Annotated in this window: 22 protein-coding genes; 16 read left to right on the forward strand and 6 right to left on the reverse strand. The window is 46.1% G+C overall.

Going from position 1 to position 21,399, the window contains the following annotated elements; genetic code table 11:
• The 13 genes from frr to ICN33_RS07230 are packed head-to-tail and all read left to right on the forward strand — an operon-like array spanning position 1 to position 12,432.
• Positions 1-561, forward strand: coding sequence for a ribosome recycling factor (gene frr, locus ICN33_RS07170; protein WP_216195752.1), 561 nt, complete (start codon positions 1-3; stop codon positions 559-561).
• Positions 562-586: 25 nt separating this feature from the next.
• Positions 587-1,360 (forward strand): polyprenyl diphosphate synthase, encoded by a 774-nt coding sequence (uppS, locus tag ICN33_RS07175; protein ID WP_216195754.1) that lies wholly within the window; start codon positions 587-589, stop codon positions 1,358-1,360.
• Positions 1,361-1,386: 26 nt separating this feature from the next.
• Positions 1,387-2,214, forward strand: coding sequence for a phosphatidate cytidylyltransferase (locus tag ICN33_RS07180; protein ID WP_216195756.1), 828 nt, complete (start codon positions 1,387-1,389; stop codon positions 2,212-2,214).
• Positions 2,214-3,410 carry a 1-deoxy-D-xylulose-5-phosphate reductoisomerase gene (gene ispC / locus ICN33_RS07185; RefSeq protein WP_216195759.1) on the forward strand — a complete coding sequence of 399 codons (1,197 nt, stop codon included), beginning with the start codon at positions 2,214-2,216 and terminating at the stop codon, positions 3,408-3,410. The genes ICN33_RS07180 and ispC overlap by 1 nt, the downstream gene beginning before the upstream one ends.
• A complete protein-coding gene (locus ICN33_RS07190; RefSeq protein WP_216195762.1) occupies positions 3,398-4,531 on the forward strand; it encodes an RIP metalloprotease in 1,134 nt (377 codons plus the stop codon). Before ispC ends, ICN33_RS07190 begins: the two co-directional genes overlap by 13 nt.
• 50 nt (positions 4,532-4,581) lie before the next feature.
• Positions 4,582-6,876, forward strand: a complete 2,295-nt coding sequence (gene bamA, locus ICN33_RS07195; RefSeq protein WP_216196588.1) for an outer membrane protein assembly factor BamA — start codon at positions 4,582-4,584, stop codon at positions 6,874-6,876.
• An 18-nt stretch (positions 6,877-6,894) separates the two neighbouring features.
• Positions 6,895-7,422: an OmpH family outer membrane protein gene (locus ICN33_RS07200; protein ID WP_216195764.1), complete on the forward strand. Its 528-nt coding sequence runs from the start codon at positions 6,895-6,897 to the stop codon at positions 7,420-7,422.
• Between the two features lie 5 nt (positions 7,423-7,427).
• A complete protein-coding gene (gene lpxD, locus ICN33_RS07205; protein WP_216195766.1) occupies positions 7,428-8,495 on the forward strand; it encodes a UDP-3-O-(3-hydroxymyristoyl)glucosamine N-acyltransferase in 1,068 nt (355 codons plus the stop codon).
• Between the two features lie 45 nt (positions 8,496-8,540).
• Positions 8,541-8,990: a 3-hydroxyacyl-ACP dehydratase FabZ gene (gene fabZ, locus ICN33_RS07210; RefSeq protein ID WP_216195768.1), complete on the forward strand. Its 450-nt coding sequence runs from the start codon at positions 8,541-8,543 to the stop codon at positions 8,988-8,990.
• Positions 8,990-9,787: an acyl-ACP--UDP-N-acetylglucosamine O-acyltransferase gene (gene lpxA, locus ICN33_RS07215; protein WP_216195770.1), complete on the forward strand. Its 798-nt coding sequence runs from the start codon at positions 8,990-8,992 to the stop codon at positions 9,785-9,787. Before fabZ ends, lpxA begins: the two co-directional genes overlap by 1 nt.
• A 4-nt stretch (positions 9,788-9,791) precedes the next feature.
• Positions 9,792-11,003, forward strand: coding sequence for a lipid-A-disaccharide synthase (gene lpxB, locus ICN33_RS07220; RefSeq protein ID WP_370623251.1), 1,212 nt, complete (start codon positions 9,792-9,794; stop codon positions 11,001-11,003).
• Positions 11,000-11,593 (forward strand): ribonuclease HII, encoded by a 594-nt coding sequence (rnhB, locus tag ICN33_RS07225; protein ID WP_216195773.1) that lies wholly within the window; start codon positions 11,000-11,002, stop codon positions 11,591-11,593. Before lpxB ends, rnhB begins: the two co-directional genes overlap by 4 nt.
• Positions 11,594-11,607: 14 nt before the next feature.
• Positions 11,608-12,432: an RNA methyltransferase gene (locus tag ICN33_RS07230; protein ID WP_216195777.1), complete on the forward strand. Its 825-nt coding sequence runs from the start codon at positions 11,608-11,610 to the stop codon at positions 12,430-12,432.
• A 19-nt stretch (positions 12,433-12,451) separates the two neighbouring features.
• Here the strand turns inward: ICN33_RS07230 and ICN33_RS07235 are convergent, their stop codons facing one another.
• Positions 12,452-13,279: a pyruvate, water dikinase regulatory protein gene (locus ICN33_RS07235; protein WP_216195779.1), complete on the reverse strand. Its 828-nt coding sequence runs from the start codon at positions 13,277-13,279 to the stop codon at positions 12,452-12,454.
• A 106-nt stretch (positions 13,280-13,385) separates the two neighbouring features.
• Between ICN33_RS07235 and ppsA the strand changes: the two genes are divergently transcribed.
• The gene (gene ppsA / locus ICN33_RS07240) at positions 13,386-15,791 is read left to right on the forward strand and encodes a phosphoenolpyruvate synthase (protein WP_216195781.1); all 2,406 of its coding nucleotides are present in this window, start codon (positions 13,386-13,388) and stop codon (positions 15,789-15,791) included.
• A gap of 89 nt (positions 15,792-15,880) precedes the next feature.
• On the opposite strand, the gene ICN33_RS07245 is transcribed toward ppsA, so the two are convergent.
• From ICN33_RS07245 to smpB, 5 genes are all read right to left on the reverse strand, one after another.
• Entirely contained in the window at positions 15,881-16,777 is an 897-nt protein-coding gene (locus tag ICN33_RS07245) for a peptidase (RefSeq protein WP_216195783.1), read from the reverse strand.
• 56 nt (positions 16,778-16,833) lie between these two features.
• On the reverse strand, positions 16,834-17,631 hold the full coding sequence (locus ICN33_RS07250; RefSeq protein WP_216195785.1) for a transglutaminase family protein: 798 nt from the start codon (positions 17,629-17,631) through the stop codon (positions 16,834-16,836).
• Positions 17,632-17,648: 17 nt separating this feature from the next.
• Complete coding sequence (locus ICN33_RS07255; protein ID WP_216195788.1) at positions 17,649-18,626, reverse strand: alpha-E domain-containing protein; 978 nt, start codon at positions 18,624-18,626, stop codon at positions 17,649-17,651.
• A 17-nt stretch (positions 18,627-18,643) separates the two neighbouring features.
• Positions 18,644-20,056, reverse strand: coding sequence for a circularly permuted type 2 ATP-grasp protein (locus ICN33_RS07260; protein WP_216195789.1), 1,413 nt, complete (start codon positions 20,054-20,056; stop codon positions 18,644-18,646).
• Between the two features lie 83 nt (positions 20,057-20,139).
• Complete coding sequence (gene smpB, locus ICN33_RS07265) at positions 20,140-20,592, reverse strand: SsrA-binding protein SmpB (RefSeq protein WP_068321829.1); 453 nt, start codon at positions 20,590-20,592, stop codon at positions 20,140-20,142.
• 25 nt (positions 20,593-20,617) lie between these two features.
• Between smpB and ICN33_RS07270 the strand changes: the two genes are divergently transcribed.
• Both ICN33_RS07270 and ICN33_RS07275 read left to right on the forward strand, forming a co-directional pair.
• Entirely contained in the window at positions 20,618-21,049 is a 432-nt protein-coding gene (locus ICN33_RS07270; protein ID WP_215359568.1) for a type II toxin-antitoxin system RatA family toxin, read from the forward strand.
• The gene (locus tag ICN33_RS07275; RefSeq protein WP_216195792.1) at positions 21,042-21,392 is read left to right on the forward strand and encodes an RnfH family protein; all 351 of its coding nucleotides are present in this window, start codon (positions 21,042-21,044) and stop codon (positions 21,390-21,392) included. Before ICN33_RS07270 ends, ICN33_RS07275 begins: the two co-directional genes overlap by 8 nt.
• Positions 21,393-21,399: the final 7 nt, after the last annotated feature.

Below are 21,399 nucleotides of genomic sequence, written 5' to 3' on the forward strand. Positions count from 1 at the left end.
ATGTCAGCAGCAGAAATTAAAACTAATACCGATCAAAAGATGCAAAAGTCTCTTGATGCTTTGAAGACCAATTTAGCCAAGATTCGTTCTGGCCGTGCTAACCCAGGAATTTTGGAGCACATTCAGGTGGATTACTACGGTAATCCAACGCCATTAAGTCAGGTTGCTAGCCTGGGTTTAGCGGATGCCCGCACCATTAATGTTCAGCCATTTGAAAAGACGATGGTTGCAGTCATTGAAAAGGCGATTCGTGATTCTGATTTAGGCTTAAACCCAGCATCTCAAGGTACGGTAATCCGCGTGCCAATGCCTGCTTTGACTGAAGAGCGCCGCCGCGACCTCACTAAAGTTGTGAAGAACGAGGGTGAAGAAACTAAGATTGCTGTTCGTAATTTGCGTCGTGACGCTAATGAGCATTTAAAGCGTCTTACTAAGGATAAAGAAATTTCCGAGGATGAAGAGCGTCGTGCTACAGATGAAATTCAGAAGATGACTGATAAAGCAGTGATCGATGTTGATAAGATCGTTTCTGAAAAAGAAAAAGAGATCATGACGGTTTAAAGCCGTCCTGAATTTTTAGCTTTTCATGACACAACATTCCAGTTCAACCCTAGCCATTCCAGAGGTCAATGCTGTACCTCGCCATGTGGCAATTATTATGGATGGAAATGGGCGCTGGGCTAGTAAGCGGATGATGCCTCGCGTTGCTGGACACTCGGAAGGGCTGAGTGCCGTTCGTAAGATTGTTCAAGAGTGCCGCAAGCTTGGCGTTGAGTACTTAACGGTCTTTGCTTTTAGCTCTGAAAACTGGCGTCGCCCACCGGAAGAGGTGGGATTCTTAATGAAGTTGTTTCTAAAGTCTCTCAAGGGCGAGGTGTCTCGTCTAGCAGAAAACGATATCGCTTTACGTTTAATTGGGGACTTAAGTCGCTTTGATGCTGCGATTCAAGAGATGGTGGAGTTTTCCGAAAAAAAGACTGCTGACTGCAAGAGCTTAACATTCACGATCGCAGCAAACTACGGTGGTCGCTGGGATATCTTGCAGGCAATGCAAAAATGCCTGATTGCCAATCCTGACTTGAAGCCCGAACAGGTTTGTGAAGAGGTGCTTCAACCCCATCTTTCGATGGCTTATGCTCCGGAGCCTGATTTGTTTATTCGGACTGGCGGTGAGCAGCGTGTAAGTAATTTCTTGTTGTGGCAACTGGCCTACACCGAGCTGTATTTCACCGATGTCTTGTGGCCTGACTTTGATGAGAAAGAGTTGCACAAGGCATTTGACTGGTTTAGTCAGCGCGAGCGTCGCTTTGGTCGCACTAGTGCTCAGCTTGCGTCGCAAGCAACGAGCGATGCAGTTTGACGTAGTTCATTGCCAATACATTCCCCATGCTAAAAACCAGAGTCATTACCGCCCTTGTCCTATTGGCGGTACTGCTGCCCATCTTGTTTCTACTCCCCCAGATTTACATTGGCGCTTTCTTTTTGGTAGCTTTGTTAGCCGCCGCTTGGGAGTGGAGTCGCTTGCTTGCGCCTGAGGCAGGCCGCGCTGCTTGGATATACGCTTTATTTTGCTTAGTCATTATTCTGTTTTTACTAGGCATGCAAAATCCTGCATGGCAATTTGCTCTCTTACTTCTAGCAGTCATATTCTGGTTTTTTGTGGCACCTTTTCTATTGGCTAAAGGGATGAATCTCTCACTAGAAAAGCTGAGACCTTTTTATGTGGTGCTGGGTTTAATTGTGTTGCCAGCTACTTGGTTTGCATTAGTGTTCTTGCGTGAGCTAGGACTCATCTTTTTGCTCAGCAGCATCGCTCTAGTATGGGTTGCAGACATTGGCGCATATTTTGTTGGGAAAGCTTTTGGTAAACATAAGCTTGCTGTGCAAATTAGCCCCGGCAAATCTATTGAAGGCGCCATTGGCGGCTTAATCCTTTGCTACTTGTATGCATTCTTATGTGTTTACTTTTTACCCTTTGAATCCACTTTGTTTGGTGCATGGGCCATCCGCTTTGGATGGGTGCCGATGTTCTTGATGGTGACGGTGTTGACTGCCTTCAGTATTTTCGGAGACTTATTTGAGTCCCAGCTAAAGCGCTTGGCTGGCGTCAAGGATTCTAGTCATTTATTGCCAGGCCATGGCGGAGTATTGGATCGTGTAGATGCTTTAATTCCAGCTATGCCAATCGCAGCACTCTTGGCGAGATTGGTGTGATGTCTGTGAGGCGGGTTGCTATCTTAGGCTCAACGGGGTCTATCGGTGTTAATACGCTGGACGTTATACGTGCGCATCCAGATCGATTTAAGGTGGTTGCGCTAACTGCAGCAAAACAGGTTGATGTGCTTGCTGATCAGTGTGCTGAGTTTCATCCAGCCATTGCTGTAGTGGCTGATGCCGCTGGCGCAGCCCGATTAACTAAGCTTTTGCTAGATAGAAAAATAAATACCGAAGTCTTGTATGGACCGCAAGCTTTGGTGAGTGCCGTTACCCAATCTGATTGCGACACTGTAATGGCCGCCATTGTAGGTGCTGCAGGATTGGTTCCAGCATTAGCTGCCGCTAAAGCAGGCAAAAGGGTATTGCTCGCAAATAAAGAAGCATTGGTCATGTCCGGTGATTTATTCATGCAGGCAATGAAAGTAGGTGGTGGCGAGTTATTGCCAATTGATAGTGAACATAATGCGATCTTTCAGTGTCTGCCCAGTCGATTTTCTAAGGATCTCAATCCCAGCTTAGGGGTGGAGGAGCTTTGGTTAACCGCTTCAGGTGGACCATTCAGAAATACCCCGCTTGAACAGCTGGCAAGCATTACTCCAGAACAAGCCTGCGCACATCCCAATTGGGTGATGGGTAGAAAAATTTCAGTAGATTCTGCAACGATGATGAATAAAGGTCTGGAGGTCATCGAGGCTTTTTGGTTATTTGGCTTACCTTTAGAAAAAATTAAAGTATTGATTCATCCGCAAAGCCTTGTTCATTCAATGGTCCGTTATCGTGATGGTTCTGTTTTAGCCCAGTTGGGTCAACCCGACATGCGCACCCCTATCGCTTATGGCCTAGCATGGCCAGAACGCATTGATGCTGGTGTAGCGCCATTGAGTTTGACGCAATTAGCATCCTTGAGTTTTGCTGAGCCCGAGCTGGAACGTTTTCCATGTCTTTCTTTAGCATTTGCTGCTGCTTACGCTGGCGGCACTGCGCCAACTGTTCTCAATGCTGCCAATGAAATTGCTGTTGCCGCTTTCTTAGAGGAAGGTTTGCCGTACTTGCAGATTCCGGTGGTAGTGGAGAAGGTATTGAATTCCATCGCCTCCGTGAATGCAAAATCTCTAGAAATAATTTTGGATGTAGATGCGCGCGCTCGTCAATCTGCGCAAGAGGTAGTGAGGGATGCTCTTTGCAAGCATTGATTACTCTTGCTGCGTTTTTATTGACCCTCGGAATCCTGGTCAGCTTTCATGAGTTTGGACATTTTTTAGCGGCTCGCTGCTGCGGAGTTCGTGTGCTGCGTTTTGCAATTGGATTTGGTAAGCCTTTATTTACTTATCACGCGAAAAATAAAACAGAGTGGGTATTGGCATCGATTCCTTTGGGTGGCTATGTCAAGTTGCTCGATGGTCGAGACCCTCAGCAAGCTATTTCGCCAGCCGAGGAGTCTCAGGCCTTTGATCGAAAGCCGCTTTGGCAACGATCTTTCATTGTGGCCGCTGGCCCCTTCGCCAATTTTTTTCTAGCAATCATCTTTTTTACTTTTATCTATATATCTGGTGCCCCACAATTGCCAGCAGTTTTGCAGAATCCCCCTGAGCATTCTGTTGCTGCCAAGCTCGGGCTAGCAGGAGGCGATCGGGTGATTGGATGGCAGGATTTAGGCTCTGGACAGGTTAATGCGCCCCTTTTTGGTGATTTTTCTCCTGTTCCAAGCTGGAATGCCTTGCGCTGGAGTTTGATGGATGCTCTTACTGGGGAGAATGGATTTGCCTTGGAGCTTGAAACTCCTGCTGGCGTAATTTCAGTTAAGGCCTTTTATGCCATAGATTTGCCCAAAATTACCCCTAATAGCGACCCAATACTGGCGCTGGGCATTTTGCCTGCTTTAACACCCCTGGCAGAGTGGCAGGATCTCAAGTTAGGGCCAATAGATGCACTCGTATTTGCGTCTGAAAGGGTCTGGGTGGTTACCAAGGTTTCTGCAAGGCTCATGGCCGGATTATTTACCGGAAGCACCTCCCTAAAACAGCTTAGCGGACCCATCAGTATTGCCGATATGGCGGGTAAATCAGCCCAGGTAGGGTGGCAGCCATTTTTAGCCTTTTTAGCACTTATGAGTATTAGCATTGGTTTGTTGAATTTGCTCCCTTTTCCAATGCTAGATGGGGGTCAGCTACTGTATGATGCATGGGAGTTGGTAGCCGGTAAGCGGATTTCGACATCAATGCAGGAGCAGCTCCAAAAAGTGGGCTTCCTTTTGCTGATTTCTATGTCGTTGCTGGCCTTGTTTAACGATTTACAACGCTATATTTCGCCTTGAATTCTCTGACATATTCTTTCCGTATTTTTGCCCGCTTCGTTACCCATACCCTGGTATTTTTTGCGCTTGGGTTGAGTTTGAATGCATCTGCAGCCGACTCATTTGTAGTGAAAGATATTCGTGTTGAAGGTTTGCAGCGCGTAGAACCAGGAACAGTCTTTAGTTATCTGCCTGTTCAAGTGGGCGACACCTTTACCGAAGAAAAGGGCGCTGAATCGATTAAGGCCCTTTACACCACAGGTTTTTTTAGAGACGTCCAGATTCAAGCTCAGGGCAATGTGCTGATTGTGATTGTTGAGGAGCGTCCTACGATTGCTCGTATTGAATTTACTGGGATGAAAGAATTTGATCCTGAAGTTGTTCGTAAGTCTTTAAAGGCGGTTGGTTTGGCTGAAGCGCGTTTTTACGATAAAGCGTTGATCGATAAAGCTGAGCAAGAATTAAAGCGCCAATATGTTGGTAAGGGTATGTATGCGGCAGAAGTGGTTGCTACCGTTACGCCGGTTGAACGAAATCAAGTGGCTGTGTATTTCAATATTGATGAAGGTCCTGTCGCTAAAATTGAAGAGATTAGCTTCATCGGAACGGAAGCTTTTAGTGAAAGTACTTTAAAAAGCGAGATGCAGTTAAAAACTGGCGGATGGTTGTCTTGGTACAGCAAAGACAATCTGTATTCCAAGCAAAAATTAACTGCCGATTTAGAGAATATTCGCTCGTACTATCTCAACCGTGGTTATCTCGAGTTTGTGATTGAATCCACTCAGGTTTCCATTACGCCAGATAAAAAAGGTATTTATCTGACGATCAGTATTCGTGAAGGCAAGAAGTTCACTGTGAAGGATGTCCGTTTAGCCGGTGAAACTCTGGGTAAAGAATCAGAGTTGATGCAGTTGATTGTGCTCAAGCCGGGAGATACTTTCTCATCCGCTAAATTAACAGAGAGCACTAAGGCGATTGCTGAAGTCTTGGGTTCTTATGGTTATGCGTTTGCAACCATTAACCCTCAGCCGGATATCCGCCGTGATATAGCTGAGGTAGATCTCACTTTGGTGGTTGATCCTGGTCGCCGAATCTATGTTCGTCAGGTCGCTATTTCTGGCAATGCTAAAACTCGCGATATGGTGATTCGTCGCGAAATGCGTCAGTTTGAAAGCTCTTGGTTTGATAGCGATAAGATTGATTTATCTAAAAAGCGCTTAGGTCGTTTAGGCTACTTTACTGAGACAGATATCACAACGGAAGATGTTCCTGGCTCTCCAGATCAAGTTGACGTCAACGTTAAGGTGACTGAAAAGCCAACAGGTGCAATTACCATTGGTGCCGGCTTCTCCTCAACTGAGAAATTGATTTTGTCTGCTGGTATTAATCAAGATAACGCCTTTGGTACCGGTACTGCAATTGGTTTGAATGCATCCTTGGGCAAGATTACTCAGAACTTAACCCTTTCTAATTACGATCCTTATTTCACTGAGGATGGCATTAGTCGCTATACAGACTTGTACTACCGCTCATCCAAGCCTTTGTATTACGCTGGCGATCCTGATTACCAAATTAAGTCCGTCGGATCGAATATTAAATTTGGTGTGCCGTATACAGAAGTGGATAGAGTATTTTTTGGAACCGGTCTAGAGGCCTTTCAAATTAAAACCTCTGCCAACACGCCAATACCGTATTTAAATTACGCAATGAGTTATGGAGTGGCTTCACCGGGCTACCCTGGCACAGTGACTACTTACAACGTTCCTTTAACTGTTGGTTGGGCACGCGACGGTCGCGACAGCTCGTTGATTCCGTCGACCGGCTCTTTGGAGCAGCTCTCGGGCGAAGTTGGAACCCCTGTCGGAGACCTCACTTTTTATCGTATTTATGGTCAGTATCAGAAATATCACTCCTTTTCGAAGGCCAATATTCTGTCCTTTAATGGTGAAGTGGGTTACGGTCAGGCTTATGGCAGCAATCCATTCCCGATTACCAAAAACTACTATGTAGGCGGTATTGGTTCTGTGCGCGGCTATTCTCCAGGCTCTTTAGGGCCGCAGTACTACAACACCTATATTGGCGCTTATCAGCCAACGGGCGGACAATCTAAGATTGTCAGCAACGTGGAATACACCTTCCCCGTCCCGGGTTCTGGGGTGGATAAAACCCTCCGCCTATTTACCTTCGTGGACGGTGGTAATGCATTTGGGCAAAACATCAATTTAGTTCTAAGATACTCCTATGGATTGGGTTTATCATGGATATCACCGCTTGGACCTTTGAAATTTAGCTATGGTATTCCGTATAAGTCACAACCAACGGACAATATCCAGCGTTTGCAGTTCCAAGTGGGTACAGCGTTTTAATTGCTTAAGGAAAGTTTTATGAAGTTTTATCAATCTTCAAAATGGATTCAAGTTGGCGTTCTTGCTGCTGTGACAGCGATCGCCGCTCCACAGGCTTTTGCTCAAGACGCGGGAACCCGTGTTGCAGTTGTGAACTCCGAGAAAGTATTTAATGAGTCCAACTTAGCAAAGGCGATGCAAACTCGCTTGCAAAATGAATTTACTAAGCGTCAGAATGATCTGCGCGATGCTGCTCAAAAGATTAAGTCTGCAGCTGAAAAGCTCGATCGTGATGCCGCAGTGATGAATGAAGCCGAGCGTGTACGTCGTCAACGTGAATTGGCTGATCAAGACCGCGAATTACAACGCAAGCAACGCGAATTTACTGAGGATCTTAATCAACGTACATTTGAAGAGCGCGCCAAGATTGCTGAAAAAGCAAACTCAGTGTTAAAGCAAATTGCAGAGCAAAGAAAAATTGACATCATTGTTCAAGAAGCAGCTTATGTCAGTCCTAAGGCTGATGTAACCGATGATGTTATCAAGGCTTTAAATAGCCAGAAGTAAGCTTTATGCCGACCGCCATTGAGCTGGCCGAACAGTTTCAAGCAAGCTTGGTGGGGGAGGCCTCCCATGGTTTTATAGGCCTCGCTCCACTAGAGCGAGCGCAGCCAGATCAGATATCCTTTCTTTCCAATCCGCTATATAGACAGCAGGCTAGCGATAGCGCTGCTGGCGCGTTAATTGTTAGTAAGTCTGATCTAGATTTTTTACAAGCAAACCCTAGTGAAAATTCTGCAAAGCGGGTGTACTTTGTATCAAAAAATCCGTATGCCACATTCGCTAGAATGGCTCAGCACTTTGCAAAAGCAAGTAGCCCAATCTATCCATCCGGAATTCATCCGAGTGCGGCAATTGATAGCACTGCGATTGTTCCAGCCTCATGCCATATTGGACCCTTTGTGCAAATTGGCGCAGGCGTAATGTTGGGTGAGCGTGTTTCTATTTTAGGTAATTCAAGTATTGCTAAAGATTGCTGTATTGAATGCGATACATTAATTTATCCGTCAGTTTCAATTTATTACAACACCCAGATTGGTGAACGCTGCATTATTCATAGTGGCGCAATCATTGGGGCTGATGGCTTTGGTTTTGCCCCCGATTTTTCTGCTACAGGCGGTGAGTGGGTCAAGATTCCGCAGACAGGCCGAGTAGTTATTGGTAATGATGTGGAGATTGGCGCTTCGACAACGATTGATCGTGGCGCAATGAGTGACACAGTCATTGGTGCGGGAACCAAAATTGATAATCAAGTGCAAATTGCGCATAACGTAGTGATAGGTAACTGTTGCGTTGTGGCCGGATGCGCCGCCATATCTGGCAGCACTAAGATTGGCAATTTCTGCATTATTGGCGGGGCAGCCAATTTTGCAGGGCACCTGACTATTGCTGATAGGACTACGGTTTCTGGTAACACTTCTATTATTCGCTCGATTAGCGAGCCAGGCCAGCACTACACTGGCGTTTACCCATCAATGCTCCACAGCGCTTGGGAGAAAAACGCCGCAATTTTGCGCGGCCTAGATAAAATACGTCAGCGCTTGCGCTTACTGGATAAAAACAAAACCACAGAGTCTTAAGATTCTGTAATCTAAAACTAATATTTACTTTTCAGCGGGTTATTTATGAGCACACCAATCGCAATCGATATCAATAAGATTCTTCAATTGCTACCGCATCGTTATCCATTTTTATTGGTTGATCGTGTATTAGAAATTACTCCGCGTGAGACTATTACTGCGTTAAAAAATGTCACCATGAATGAGCCTTTCTTTCAGGGCCATTTCCCAGATTTTCCAGTAATGCCTGGCGTGTTGATTATTGAGGCTTTGGCTCAAACAGCCGCCTTACTCACATTCTCTGAAGAGCGGGCAGAAGATGCGGTCTACTACTTTGCTGGTATCGATGGCGCCCGCTTCAAAAAACCAGTATTGCCAGGCGATCAACTCATCATGACTGCAAAGTTAGAGCGAGAGCGTGCAGGTATTTATAAATTTTCAGTACAAGCAACTGTAGATGGTGAGATTGCTGCAGAGGCCAATATCACTTGTGCGGTTCGTTCGAAAGGCGCGTAATGACTCGGATTCATGCATCTGCTGTAGTTGACAGTAAGGCTGAACTGGCTAGTGATGTTGAGGTAGGTCCATATTCTGTTATTGGCCCCAACGTCAAGATTGGCGCTGGTACTAAGGTAGGCTCCCATACAGTGATCGAGGGTTACACCACAATCGGCCAGGCCAATAGCTTTGCGCACTTTGCGGCGATTGGTGGACCACCGCAGGATATGAAGTACCGTGGAGAGCCCACCCAATTAATTATTGGCGACCGCAATACTGTTCGCGAGTTTACGACGATTCATACTGGTACGTCGCAGGATGAAGGCATTACCCGTATTGGAAATGACAACTGGATCATGGCTTATGTTCATATTGCCCATGACTGTCAGGTGGGCAATCACACCATTTTCTCAAGTAATGCGCAAATTGCGGGACATGTTCAGGTCGAAGATTGGGCCATCATGGGCGGCATGTCTGGAGTTCATCAATTTGTTCGTATTGGGCAGCACGCTATGTTGGGCGGTGCTTCTGCATTAGTGCAAGACATTCCACCATTTGTGATTGCCGCTGGAGATAAAGCTTCCCCTCACGGCATTAATGTGGAAGGCTTAAAGCGTCGTGGTTTTTCTAGCGAAACAATCTCTGCTTTGCGTCAGGCTTATAAAGTTCTCTATAAAGATGGTCTCAGTTTTGAAGAGGCTAAAGTAGAAATTCATAAAATGGTAGTCGCTTCTGCGGCTGATGTTGCTACTGCTGAAAAGCTAGCCCAGTTCCATGATTTTATTGCCGCTTCTACGCGCGGCATCATTCGGTAACGGAATTACTTTGCCAAAGTTAGCTTGTGTAGCTGGCGAACCTTCTGGCGATCTATTGGCGGCGCCAGCTCTTAGGGCGCTAAATCAAATACCAGACATGTCTGGTCTTGAGGTCTATGGGATTGGCGGCCCCCGTATGCAGGCTGAGGGTATGCGTTCTGATTGGCCCATGGAAACCTTGAGTGTGCGGGGTTATGTTGAGGCTATCAAACAGTTGCCAGCTATTCTGAAGCTTCGCAAAGAACTGATTCGAAATCTCCTGAATGAAGGTCGGCCTGACATCTACTTAGGAGTTGATGCGCCTGACTTTAATTTAGGTATCGAATTGGAGTTGCGCAAAGCGGGTATTCCGACATTGCATTTAGTCTCCCCCTCTATTTGGGCATGGCGAGCAGGAAGAATCAAGAAAATTTCCCAAGCAGTAGAACGCATGCTCTGCATCTTTCCCTTTGAAACAGAAATCTATGACAAAGCCGGCGTTGCCTCTACTTATGTTGGGCATCCATTGGCTAGCGATATTCCACTTGAGCCAGATACAAAGGCTGCCAGAGAGAAGATCGCCAAGACATTCAATATTGAAAGCAACTCCCTTGATGGAATTGTTATTGCGGTTCTTCCTGGGAGTCGTGGATCTGAGATTGAGCTTATAGCACCTGTCTTTTTTGAAACCATGGAGCTTCTATCGAAGAGGCTAAAGGGTCAGAAGCTTCACTTTCTCATTCCGGTGGCAACACCGCGATTGCGTGAGCCCCTTGAGCAACTTTTGCTGAAAGCGAAGAATGCAAATCCAGATGCTCAGATTTATTTGTTGGATGGAATGGCAGATGAAGTACTCGAGTCATCGGATGTGGTGCTGATTGCCAGCGGCACAGCAACTTTGCAGGCGGCTTTATGGAAAAAGCCGATGGTCATTTCTTATAAGGTGCCATGGTTAACAGCGCAGATCATGAAGCGCCAAGGTTACTTGCCGTATGTAGGTTTGCCAAATATTCTCTGCGGCGAGTTTGTAGTTCCTGAACTCTTGCAGGAGGATGCTACCCCTGAAAAATTAGCCAATGCCTTGCAAGATTGGTTAGAGAACCCAGTAAAGGTCGCCAAACTCAAAGAACGTTTTGCGCAGATGCATGAAACTTTGCGTCGTCCCACAGGTTTATTGGTTGCGCAAGCAGTAGCGCAGACGATTGCCAATCAACGCAAGAACAACAGTAGCATATGAGCCTCATTTGGATCTGCGGCGTGGATGAGGCGGGGCGTGGACCATTGGTGGGTGCAGTGGTTGCTGGCGCGGTAGTGCTAGACCCCAGCAATCCGATTGAAGGTCTAAAGGATTCTAAAAAGTTAACTGCTGTGCGCCGCGAATATCTCTATGAGCAGATCATGGAAAAGGCAAAAGCCTGGGGTGTAGGTGAGGCCAGTCCAGCCGAGATTGATGAGATGAATATTTTGCAAGCTACTATGCTGGCAATGCGTCGCGCTATAGAGGATCTCGCAAGCCGTTTGGGCTCCTGGCCCGATAAAGCCTTGATTGACGGCAATCGTTGTCCAGAATTGCCGATTGCTGCAGAAGCTATTATTAAGGGTGATGCTAAAGAACCAGCAATTTCTGCTGCATCTATTGTTGCTAAAGTCACTCGTGATCGTCAGATGATTTGTTTACACGAGCTTCATCCAGAGTATGGTTTTGCTCAGCATATGGGTTATCCCACTGAAGCCCATTTTGCCGCTCTAAAACAGTATGGCGCATGTGATCAACATCGACGCAGCTTTTCACCGGTGCGTAAAGTTCTTGAATCTATTGCAAACTAAGTTACGAATAAGTTATGAACTTTGACCTCATTACCTCCAAAGAGAATCCCTTGTTTAAAGAGATTCGGAACCTGCAAGCCACGGGCTCTAAAGGGCAGAAAGCCAGAATAGCTAGTGGACAAGCATTGTTAGAAGGGATTCACCTGGTTCAAACTTGGGTGGGTGATCCAGCGTTAAAGATTCTTTTAACCTCAGAAGTTGGCTTGAAGAATGTAGAGATTTCCCAAGCCGTTTATGAGCATCTGGAGATTTGTCCCGACACCAAAGTAATCCAATTGGATAGCGCACTCTGGGACTTATTGAGTGATCTGGTAAATGCACCCCATATTGCAGGTTTGCTGGATCTACCAAAATCTACCCTCACACCACCGCAATCTATTGCAACCCTAGAGGGCGATTTAGTCATATTGGATCGAGTGCAGGATGCAGGTAATGTTGGCTCAATCTTGCGTACTGCAGCTGCATCTGGTTTTACACAGGTAATTGCATTATCAGGTTGTGCTCATTTATGGTCCACCAAAGTATTGCGTGCGGGTATGGGTGCACATCGCTTGCTTGACCTTTATGAAGGTTGGTCTAACCAGCAAGTGTTGAGTGCTGTTACAGCGTCTTTATTCGCAGCCACAGCAGATGCTGAACAAGATCTTTACTCCCTGAAAAAAGATTTACTACACCCTGTAGCATGGGTGATGGGTAGCGAAGGGCAGGGCATATCAGAAGACCTACGTGCTCAGGCTAAGGGTGTATCCATCCCTATTGATCCACGGGTGGAATCCTTGAATGTTTCTACAGCTGCTGCAGTCTGTTTATTTGAAACTATGCGCGTAAGGCGTACTTAAACTGCTGATTCAGTTTGTATTAGCCAAGAATGGTTCTATCTGACTTGATCGCTTGCAGTACTGTGGTGGCAATTTCTTCAATCGATTTACTGGTTGTTAATACCCACGGTATAGATTGTTTTTTCATCATTGCCGTTGCTTCATTAATTTCATAGCGACAGTTTTCTAGTTTGGCGTAATTACTACCGGGTCTACGCTCATTCCGAATTTCTGAGAGACGCTCAGCATCAATCATGAGGCCAAAGATCTTCTGGCGATATGGCACCAAGTCCTTGGGCAGTTGACCCCGTTCAAAATCTTCCGGGATCAGTGGATAGTTGGCCGCCTTTAATCCATATTGCATCGCCAAATAAAGGCTAGTCGGGGTTTTGCCAACTCGAGAGATGCCAATCAGGATGACGTCGGCTTCAGCCAAGTTTTGGTTGGACTGGCCATCATCGTGGGCTAAAGAGTAGTTAATGGCCTCAATGCGGTTTTTATAAGCATCGGTATCCGCATTATGGTGGAGGCGGTTCATGGCATGGGTTGATTTCATGCCTAATGCTGCTTCTAATGGGGCCACAAAAGTCTGGAACATGTCGAGTATTAACCCGTTTGCCTTGCCAACAATTGTATTGAGCTCAGAGTTCACCAAAGTGGTGAAAACAATCGGTTGAACCCCATATTTGCTTGCTGCCTGGTTGATGCTACTAACGGCTTCATGGGCTTTATCGACACTATCCACAAAAGGCACCCGAATGTGCTTAAAAGGGGCCTCAAATTGCGCCAAAATCGACTGGCTGAAGTTCTCGGCAGTAATGCCGGTACCGTCAGAGACAATAAAAACAATACGGGTTTGGTTAGACATGGATTTGGCCTAAAAGTCAGGGTCAGCACTACAATAGAATCATATTAAAGCATGCCCCATTGAAGGTGGCCGCTACACCAGTTTCCTTATCCTTAGAGAGTATTTTATGTCCAACCAACAGCAACAAAATAGCAGTATGGCCGATGCCTATGTTTTGCCTTTTGAACAGTTACGCATGACTGATGTCGAATCAGTTGGCGGTAAGAATGCTTCATTAGGGGAGATGATTTCTCAGTTAGCCTCTACTGGGGTTCGTGTTCCTACTGGATTTGCAACTACCGCATTAGCATTCCGTGATTTTCTAAAACACAACAATCTCACCGATCGCATTCAACAGCGTTTAGAGGGTTTAAACATTGATGATGTGCGAGCATTGGCACAGGCTGGTGCAGAAATTCGTAATTGGATTGAAACAGCGCCTTTTCAGCCCAAATTGGACGAAGAGATTCGCAAGGCATTTGCAGTATTAGATGATTCCGGTAAAGGCTCATTCGCCGTGCGTTCTTCAGCTACTGCTGAAGACTTGCCTGACGCCTCTTTTGCTGGACAACAAGAAACATTCTTGAACGTCGAAGGTATCGATGATGTTCTGAAGAAGATTCGCGAAGTATTTGCTTCTTTGTATAACGATCGCGCAATCTCTTACCGTGTTCATAAGGGCTTTGCCCATGCTGAAGTAGCCTTATCTGCTGGTATCCAGCGCATGGTACGTTCAGACTTGGGTGCTGCCGGCGTAATGTTTACCTTGGATACTGAGTCCGGATTTGAGGACGTGGTGTTCATTACCTCCAGCTATGGCCTGGGTGAGACTGTTGTTCAGGGTGCGGTGAACCCAGATGAGTTTTATGTTTTCAAAACTACTTTGGCCCAGGATAAGAAGGCCATTATTCGCCGCTCTTTAGGTTCTAAGTTGATTCAGATGCAATTTGCGCCTAAGGGCTCTGCAGAAAAAGTGCAGACAGTGGATGTGTCTCCAGAAAAACGCAATCGCTTTTCCTTAGAAGATGCAGATATTACTGAGTTGGCTAAGTATGCAGTGATCATTGAGAAACACTACGGTCGTCCAATGGATATCGAGTGGGGTAAAGACGGTCAAGATGGCCGTATTTATATTCTGCAAGCGCGTCCTGAGACTGTAAAGAGTCAGGCAGCTGGTCAAGTTGAAATGCGCTACAAGTTAAAAGGTAGCTCAAAGGTATTAGCAAAAGGTCGCGCGATCGGCCAAAAGATCGGTGCTGGTCCTGTTCGGATTATTCGTGATCCAAGCGAGATGGATCGTGTTCAGCCTGGTGATGTATTGGTTGCCGATATGACTGATCCAAATTGGGAGCCAGTGATGAAGCGTGCTTCTGCGATTGTGACTAATCGTGGCGGTCGTACTTGTCATGCGGCGATTATTGCCCGTGAACTTGGTGTTCCTGCGGTGGTGGGTTGCGGCGATGCAACTGAGCATTTGCAAGACGGCATGATGGTGACCGTTTCTTGTGCTGAAGGTGACGAAGGTCATATCTATGATGGCTTGATCGAAACTGAAGTAACCGAAGTGTCCCGCGGTGTATTGCCAGAGATCCCAGTAAAGATCACCATGAATATTGGTAATCCTCAGTTGGCATTTGATTTCTGTCAAATCCCTAATGCAGGCGTAGGTTTGGCACGTCTCGAGTTCATTATCAATAACTACATTGGTGTTCATCCACGTGCAGTATTGGAGTATCCAAATATTGATCCTGATCTCAAACGTGCAGTGGAAAGTGTGGCTCGCGGTTACGCTAGTCCACGTCAGTTCTATGAAGATAAATTGGTTGAGGGTGTGGCAACGATTGCTGCAGCTTTCTATCCAAAACCAGTCATTGTTCGCCTTTCAGATTTCAAGTCCAATGAATATAAGAAGTTGATTGGTGGATCACGTTACGAGCCAGATGAAGAAAACCCAATGTTAGGCTTCCGCGGCGCGTCACGTTATGTATCGGCGGATTTTGGTGAGGCATTTGCTCTTGAGTGCGCAGCTATGAAGCGTGTACGCGAAGATATGGGCTTAGATAATGTAGAGATCATGGTTCCATTTGTACGCACGATTAATCAAGCTAAGCGCGTGATCGACATGATGGAGACATTTGGCCTCAAACGTGGCGTGAATGGCCTCCGTCTCATCATGATGTGCGAGATTCCATCGAATGCAATTTTGGCAGATCAGTTCCTTGAGTACTTTGATGGATTCTCTATCGGCTCAAACGACATGACTCAGTTAACGCTTGGTCTGGATCGTGACTCTGGCATGGAATTACTGGCTATCGACTTTGATGAGCGTGACCCAGCGGTGGAATTTATGATCGCTCGTTCAATTGACGCTTGCCGCAAACAAAACAAATACGTTGGTATTTGCGGTCAAGGCCCATCAGATCATCCAGACTTTGCTCGTTGGTTGGTTGAGAAGGGCATTACCTCTATTTCATTAAATCCAGATAGCGTGGTTGCTACTTGGGAAATGTTAGGTAAGAACTTAAAAGCCTAAACCAAGGCGGATGGCGATAAAGCAAAAGGCCTAGATTTTTTCTAGGCCTTTTTGTTTGTCAATGCATCCAGCACTCGCTTATTGGGCGCCTACCTTTTCTTTACAGGCGCCTTTTTTGCTGCAGCTTTCTTTGCTACCTTCTTTGCAGGAGTAGCCTTAGTTGTTTTTGCAGGCTTTGAGGCTCTTGCCTTGGATGGCGGATGATTAATTGGAACAATCCCCATTTTTTTAGCAGGGGTAGAAATGTCACTCGATTTATGAGCGCCGCTCCAGCTTGGTTCTGCTATAGAGTTAAAAGCCTCGCGTAGTTTCTCTCCCCATGCCTGATGAATCATGGCGAAATAAGGGTTTGCATCATCCAGGGTGACTAGCTTAGTGGCTTTCAGAGAATTTTTTTCATAAACCAGCATATCCAAAGGAAGCCCGACTGAAATATTACTTTTCAGAGTGGAGTCCATCGAAATGAGGGCGCACTTAGTTGCAAGGTTAAGTGGTGTATTGAAATTAAGTACTCGATCTAAGATTGGCTTTCCGTATTTAGATTCACCAATTTGGAAGTAGCAAGTCTCAGGCGTGGCTTCAATGAAATTTCCTGCGGAGTAAATATTAAAGAGGCGAGGTTTCTCACCTTTAACTTGGCCGCCAAAAATCATATTGCAGTTGAAATCAATACCAGACTTTTCGAGTGCTAAATGGTCACGCTCATAAACTTGTTTAATGGCATCGCCCACAACAACGGCGGCCTCGTATGAGTTTTTTGCTGTCCAGAGGTTTTTGCCTTTAAAAAGCTGTCCTTGAAGCAAGATTTCTTTAACAGACTGCGTAATCGCAAGATTGCCGGCACTCATCAGGGTAAAGAAGCGATCCTTGTTTTGAAACAAGCTCATCTTTCTGAAGGTGCCAATTTGGTCTACACCAGCATTGGTGCGGGTATCGGATAAGAAAACGAGACCATCTTTAAGGCAAAGCCCAACGCAATACGTCATACACTAACCCTCTTAATTATTTCCTGAAATTATCTCTTAAATATCTCAGGTGGGTTCTAAGACAGCTGTTGAATGGAGATATTGGCAGTAAGTTCTTCACCTCCGCCGCCGGAGCGAACGCCTTTAACTGGAGCTGCAGAGTAGTAGTCGCGACCAATGGCCAGTCGGATATGGCGGGAGTCAATTAAGCATGCATGGGTAATGTCTACACTAGTCCAAATACCTTTTTCAATATCGCTACAGAAATCAATCCACGCATGGCTCGCAAGATTCGGAGACTCTTCGGCGAAGAAATAGCCGCTGACATAACGGGCTGGGATGTTGGATGCGCGACATAGGCTCAGCATAATATGCGCATGATCTTGGCAGACGCCGGATTTCATGGCAAAGGATTGGGCTGCTGTAGTAGCAAAGTTCGTTTGGCCTGGAGAGTACACGATCAAACCCTGAATTGCTTCAGCAAGTTTGATCACTTGATCAACAGAATTTTTCTTGGGAAGGCTATAAGAAAAATAATCCAACATTTCATCTGTTGGTTCAGTCAGATTGGTTTGTTGAAGCAGATAGTAGGGTGAGACAGCCTTAGCATCATCTGCAAACTCAAATGCATCTTGTGTTTGTACTTCACCTTCAGCCTCAATCATCATCGAGGTATAAGGACTTTCCAGTACAAATACGCTGCAAACGTTACCAAAGGTATCTATGGAATTAGATGATTTAATCGGAGTGCTAATTCTCCATTTATCTATTTGTTGGCCCGCTAGCGATGGTGGCGTTAAGCGCAACTCTTGAATTGAGTAACGTACTGGCGTCTCATAGCGATATTCAGTGCGGTGGCGAATTTTAAGATGCATATAGTCTTCGTGAGTTCTTAGGCGACAGCCAATGGGATGAGATAAGCATTACTGAACTCATCGGCTATGTAGTTAATACGCTCTAAGAAGGCCTCAATAAATTCCTCTAGGCCTTGATCGAACACCTCATTAATATCTGAATAATCCAAACTTGCCTTCAGTTTTCCGAGCAAGCGTTCAATTTCTTTGGATTGTTGGTTCTTTACTTCCGAGATCAAGGGAATTAATTCATTCACGCAGCAGACTAAGGAGCGTGGCATCTGCTTATTGAAGATTAGCAGCTCAGCCACTTGCTTTGGTGTTACTTGATCAGAATAGATTTGACGATAAATTTCAAATGCTGAAACTGAGCGGAGCAATGCAGCCCAGTGATAGAAATCAAAGAATTCACCATCAGTACCTTCGTCGGAGGATTTCTTGGCACCGAGGACTTTCAGGGCGGCCTGATCTTCGTACTTAGTTTCTAAAATACGGGCAGTATTATCTGCACGCTCAAGCAGCGTTCCAACGCTGATAAAGTAAAACGCTTCGTTCTTGAGCATCGTGCCATAGAGAACGCCTCTAAAGAGGTGGCAGCGGTGCTTCACCCATTCCAGAAGGCGACTAGGATCGGCTTGATGTCTTGCTTCTAGTATGCGTTGAAGTTCTAACCAGGTAGTGTTTTGAGTTTCCCAAACTTCGGAAGTAATCTTGCCGCGAATGACGCGCGCATTTTCACGTGCGGCATATAAACAGGAGACGATGCTAGATGGGTTGCTGGTTTCATAAATCATGAAATCCAGGACGTTCTCGCGATTGACAACATCATATTTGCTGCGGAAGGCATCTTCTAGCTTAGAAATCGTCAATAATTTTTTCCAGCTCTGCTCTAAATATTCAGCAGGCTGTGGAAGTAGAGAGGTCTGATGATTTACATCGAGCATTCGGGCAGTGTTTTCTGCGCGCTCGGTGTAACGGGCCATCCAATAAAGACAATCAGCGGTACGACTTAACATGTGTTTCCTTATTCTTCTTACTCTTCCAATACCCAGGTATCTTTGGTGCCACCGCCTTGGGAGGAGTTCACCACTAAAGAACCTTCTTTGAGGGCAACCCTAGTCAACCCGCCAGGAACCATCTTGATGGTTTTTCCTGAGAGAACGAAGGGTCTTAAATCGATATGTCTTGGCGCAACACCGGACTCTACAAATGTAGGGCAGGTTGAGAGCGCTAAGGTAGGTTGAGCAATATATTTATCTGGATTGGCAATGAGATGGGTTCTAAATTCTTCAATCTCTGCTTTGGTAGATGCTGGGCCAACCAACATGCCATAGCCGCCAGCACCATGAGTGAGCTTCACTACTAACTTATCCAAATTGGCCAAGGTATAAGCTAAGTCATCGGCCTTGCGACATTGGAATGTAGGTACATTATTCAGGATGGGTTTTTCGCCAAGATAAAACTCAATCATCTCGGGAACGTAGGGATAAATAGACTTGTCATCAGCGATACCGGTGCCAATCGCATTTGCCAACGTCACGTTACCAGCGCGATGCGCTGATAAGAGTCCTGCTACACCTAAGGTTGAATCGGAGCGGAATGCCAATGGATCCAAGAAGTCATCGTCGACGCGGCGATAGATCACATCCACTCGTTCGGGCCCCTGGGTAGTTCGCATAAAGACCTGTTCATTCTTAACAAACAAATCCTTGCCTTCGACTAGTTCAACACCCATCTGTTGTGCAAGGTAGCTATGCTCAAAGTAAGCAGAGTTATACATGCCAGGAGTCAGCACAACCACGTTCGGTTTTTTAACATCATCCGGTTTAACGGATTTGAGGCACTCCAATAAAAGATCTGGGTAATGCTCTACAGGGGCAATACGATATTTCTGGAAGAGATCTGGGAAAAGTCGCATCATCATCTTGCGGTCTTCAACCATATACGACACACCGGAAGGAACACGCAAGTTATCTTCTAATACATAGAACTCGCCTTCGCCGGCGCGTACGATATCGATTCCGGCAATTTGGGCATAGATGTCACGCGGTATGCTGACATTGCGCATCTCAGGGCGATATTGCGCATTGTTGTAAATCTGTTCGGCTGGAACAATTCCCGCCTTAATAATTTCTTCATCGTGATATACGTCATAGATGAAGCGGTTCAGTGCTTTCACGCGTTGACGTAAGCCTGCTTCAAGCTGTTCCCATTCTTTGGCAGTAAAGATACGAGGCACTTGATCGAAAGGGATGGTTCTTTCTGAGCCAAGATCATCGCCGTAGACGGCGAAGGTGATGCCCACGCGCCTAAAGATGAGGTCTGCTTCAGCGCGTTTGAGACCCATCAGGGAATCACTTTGCTGTTTCAACCAGTTGTGAAAGATTTCGTAGTGGGGACGCGCTTTGCCAGCGGCGTCGAGCATTTCGTCAAAAGGCAATTTCATAGGTATAAAACTAATGCCTTTATAAAAGCTGTAAGAAATTAATTGAAGCAGCTTGGTGCTGTATTGCACCATTTAGGTGCAATTTATGCGTTCAAATCGCCTCTGGCAATACGACCTTTTTGAACTTCCCACTCACGCTCTTTGGTTGCTGCTCGCTTGTCATGTTGCTTTTTGCCTCTGGCAAGGCCAATTTCACATTTCACGTTGCCTTTGGAGAAATGCAGGTTTAGTGGCACTAGGGTGTAGCCCTTTTGCTCTACCTTGCCAATCAGCTTGCGGATCTCAATGGCATTGAGCAGTAGCTTTCTAGTGCGCGTGTTGTCTGGAACGATATGGGTAGAGGCAGACAGAAGGGGGGTAATATGGCAGCCGATCAAAAATAGCTCCGCCTTGCGAATGACAACATACGCTTCTTTAATGTGTACACGACCTGCGCGGATGGCTTTCACTTCCCAGCCTTCCAGCACAAGCCCTGCCTCAAAACGTTCCTCGATAAAATAATCAAAGAAGGCTTTTTTGTTATCGACGATACTCATATTTATTTAGCTCTCAAGAACGATTATGGCAGACGTCTACAAGACCGTTTTAATTGGTCAATCCGCCGACCGCATGTACGGCTTGGTGACTGATGTCGCTCGTTATCCCGAGTTCCTGCCTTGGTGTGGTGGCGTAGAAATTTTTGAGCAGACCGAGACCGTGCTCGACGCCAAAATTAATATCCATTTCAAGGGCATTACCCAGTATTTCCACACTCGCAATGTGAATCATCGCCCTGAGACCATCGATATGGTCTTCGTGGATGGCCCGTTTAAGCATTTTTCGGGCCAGTGGAACTTTATCCCCTTAAGAGAGGACGCCTGCAAGGTTGAGTTCAAACTTCACTGGGAGTTCAAGAGTGTCATCCTGGATAAAATTATTGGGCCTGTTTTTGGCCATATTGCCGGTACCTTTGTTGATTGCTTTGTAAAGCGCGCTGAGGATCTCTATGGCTGAACGCGCACTTGATCTGATTCTCTGTGACGCCAGACTGGGAGAGCCAGAACTGAAGCCATTCAAGCTCCTTTTGGATGCTGGAGAGTTGGCGACGGTTGGTTTAGCCTTAGTTAAAGCCGGTATTGCCGTTGGTCCGGATGACCCCGTTTTAGCCCGAAAGGGCTGCTTTGGGGTCTTTGGCAAACGCAAGGACTGGGATAGTCCGATTTATGCTGGAGATCGCTTAGAGCTCTATTCCCCTCTATTAATCGACCCCAAGACAGTTCGGCGTAAGAAGGCAAATCAGAACCAGGATGCCAAATTCCAGGCAGCCGCAGCTAAAAGAAAGGCTAGGAGGCTATAATCTGTTT

The sequence above is a fragment of the Polynucleobacter sp. UB-Tiil-W10 genome (genome assembly GCF_018881605.1).
Taxonomy (GTDB): Bacteria; Pseudomonadota; Gammaproteobacteria; order Burkholderiales; family Burkholderiaceae; genus Polynucleobacter.

What these genes read in the sequence shown, in the direction of transcription:
- ICN33_RS07235 (WP_216195779.1), bottom strand. Translation starts at nt 13,279, where the DNA reads ATGTCTAACCAAACCCGTATTGTTTTTATTGTCTCTGACGGTACCGGC.
- ICN33_RS07255 (WP_216195788.1), bottom strand. Translation starts at nt 18,626, where the DNA reads ATGTTAAGTCGTACCGCTGATTGTCTTTATTGGATGGCCCGTTACACC.
- ICN33_RS07245 (WP_216195783.1), bottom strand. Translation starts at nt 16,777, where the DNA reads ATGACGTATTGCGTTGGGCTTTGCCTTAAAGATGGTCTCGTTTTCTTA.
- frr (WP_216195752.1), top strand. Translation starts at nt 1, where the DNA reads ATGTCAGCAGCAGAAATTAAAACTAATACCGATCAAAAGATGCAAAAG.
- ICN33_RS07250 (WP_216195785.1), bottom strand. Translation starts at nt 17,631, where the DNA reads ATGCATCTTAAAATTCGCCACCGCACTGAATATCGCTATGAGACGCCA.
- uppS (WP_216195754.1), top strand. Translation starts at nt 587, where the DNA reads ATGACACAACATTCCAGTTCAACCCTAGCCATTCCAGAGGTCAATGCT.
- lpxA (WP_216195770.1), top strand. Translation starts at nt 8,990, where the DNA reads ATGACTCGGATTCATGCATCTGCTGTAGTTGACAGTAAGGCTGAACTG.
- ppsA (WP_216195781.1), top strand. Translation starts at nt 13,386, where the DNA reads ATGTCCAACCAACAGCAACAAAATAGCAGTATGGCCGATGCCTATGTT.
- ICN33_RS07270 (WP_215359568.1), top strand. Translation starts at nt 20,618, where the DNA reads ATGGCAGACGTCTACAAGACCGTTTTAATTGGTCAATCCGCCGACCGC.
- ispC (WP_216195759.1), top strand. Translation starts at nt 2,214, where the DNA reads ATGTCTGTGAGGCGGGTTGCTATCTTAGGCTCAACGGGGTCTATCGGT.
- lpxD (WP_216195766.1), top strand. Translation starts at nt 7,428, where the DNA reads ATGCCGACCGCCATTGAGCTGGCCGAACAGTTTCAAGCAAGCTTGGTG.
- ICN33_RS07180 (WP_216195756.1), top strand. Translation starts at nt 1,387, where the DNA reads ATGCTAAAAACCAGAGTCATTACCGCCCTTGTCCTATTGGCGGTACTG.
- ICN33_RS07260 (WP_216195789.1), bottom strand. Translation starts at nt 20,056, where the DNA reads ATGAAATTGCCTTTTGACGAAATGCTCGACGCCGCTGGCAAAGCGCGT.
- rnhB (WP_216195773.1), top strand. Translation starts at nt 11,000, where the DNA reads ATGAGCCTCATTTGGATCTGCGGCGTGGATGAGGCGGGGCGTGGACCA.
- smpB (WP_068321829.1), bottom strand. Translation starts at nt 20,592, where the DNA reads ATGAGTATCGTCGATAACAAAAAAGCCTTCTTTGATTATTTTATCGAG.
- ICN33_RS07230 (WP_216195777.1), top strand. Translation starts at nt 11,608, where the DNA reads ATGAACTTTGACCTCATTACCTCCAAAGAGAATCCCTTGTTTAAAGAG.
- fabZ (WP_216195768.1), top strand. Translation starts at nt 8,541, where the DNA reads ATGAGCACACCAATCGCAATCGATATCAATAAGATTCTTCAATTGCTA.
- ICN33_RS07200 (WP_216195764.1), top strand. Translation starts at nt 6,895, where the DNA reads ATGAAGTTTTATCAATCTTCAAAATGGATTCAAGTTGGCGTTCTTGCT.
- ICN33_RS07275 (WP_216195792.1), top strand. Translation starts at nt 21,042, where the DNA reads ATGGCTGAACGCGCACTTGATCTGATTCTCTGTGACGCCAGACTGGGA.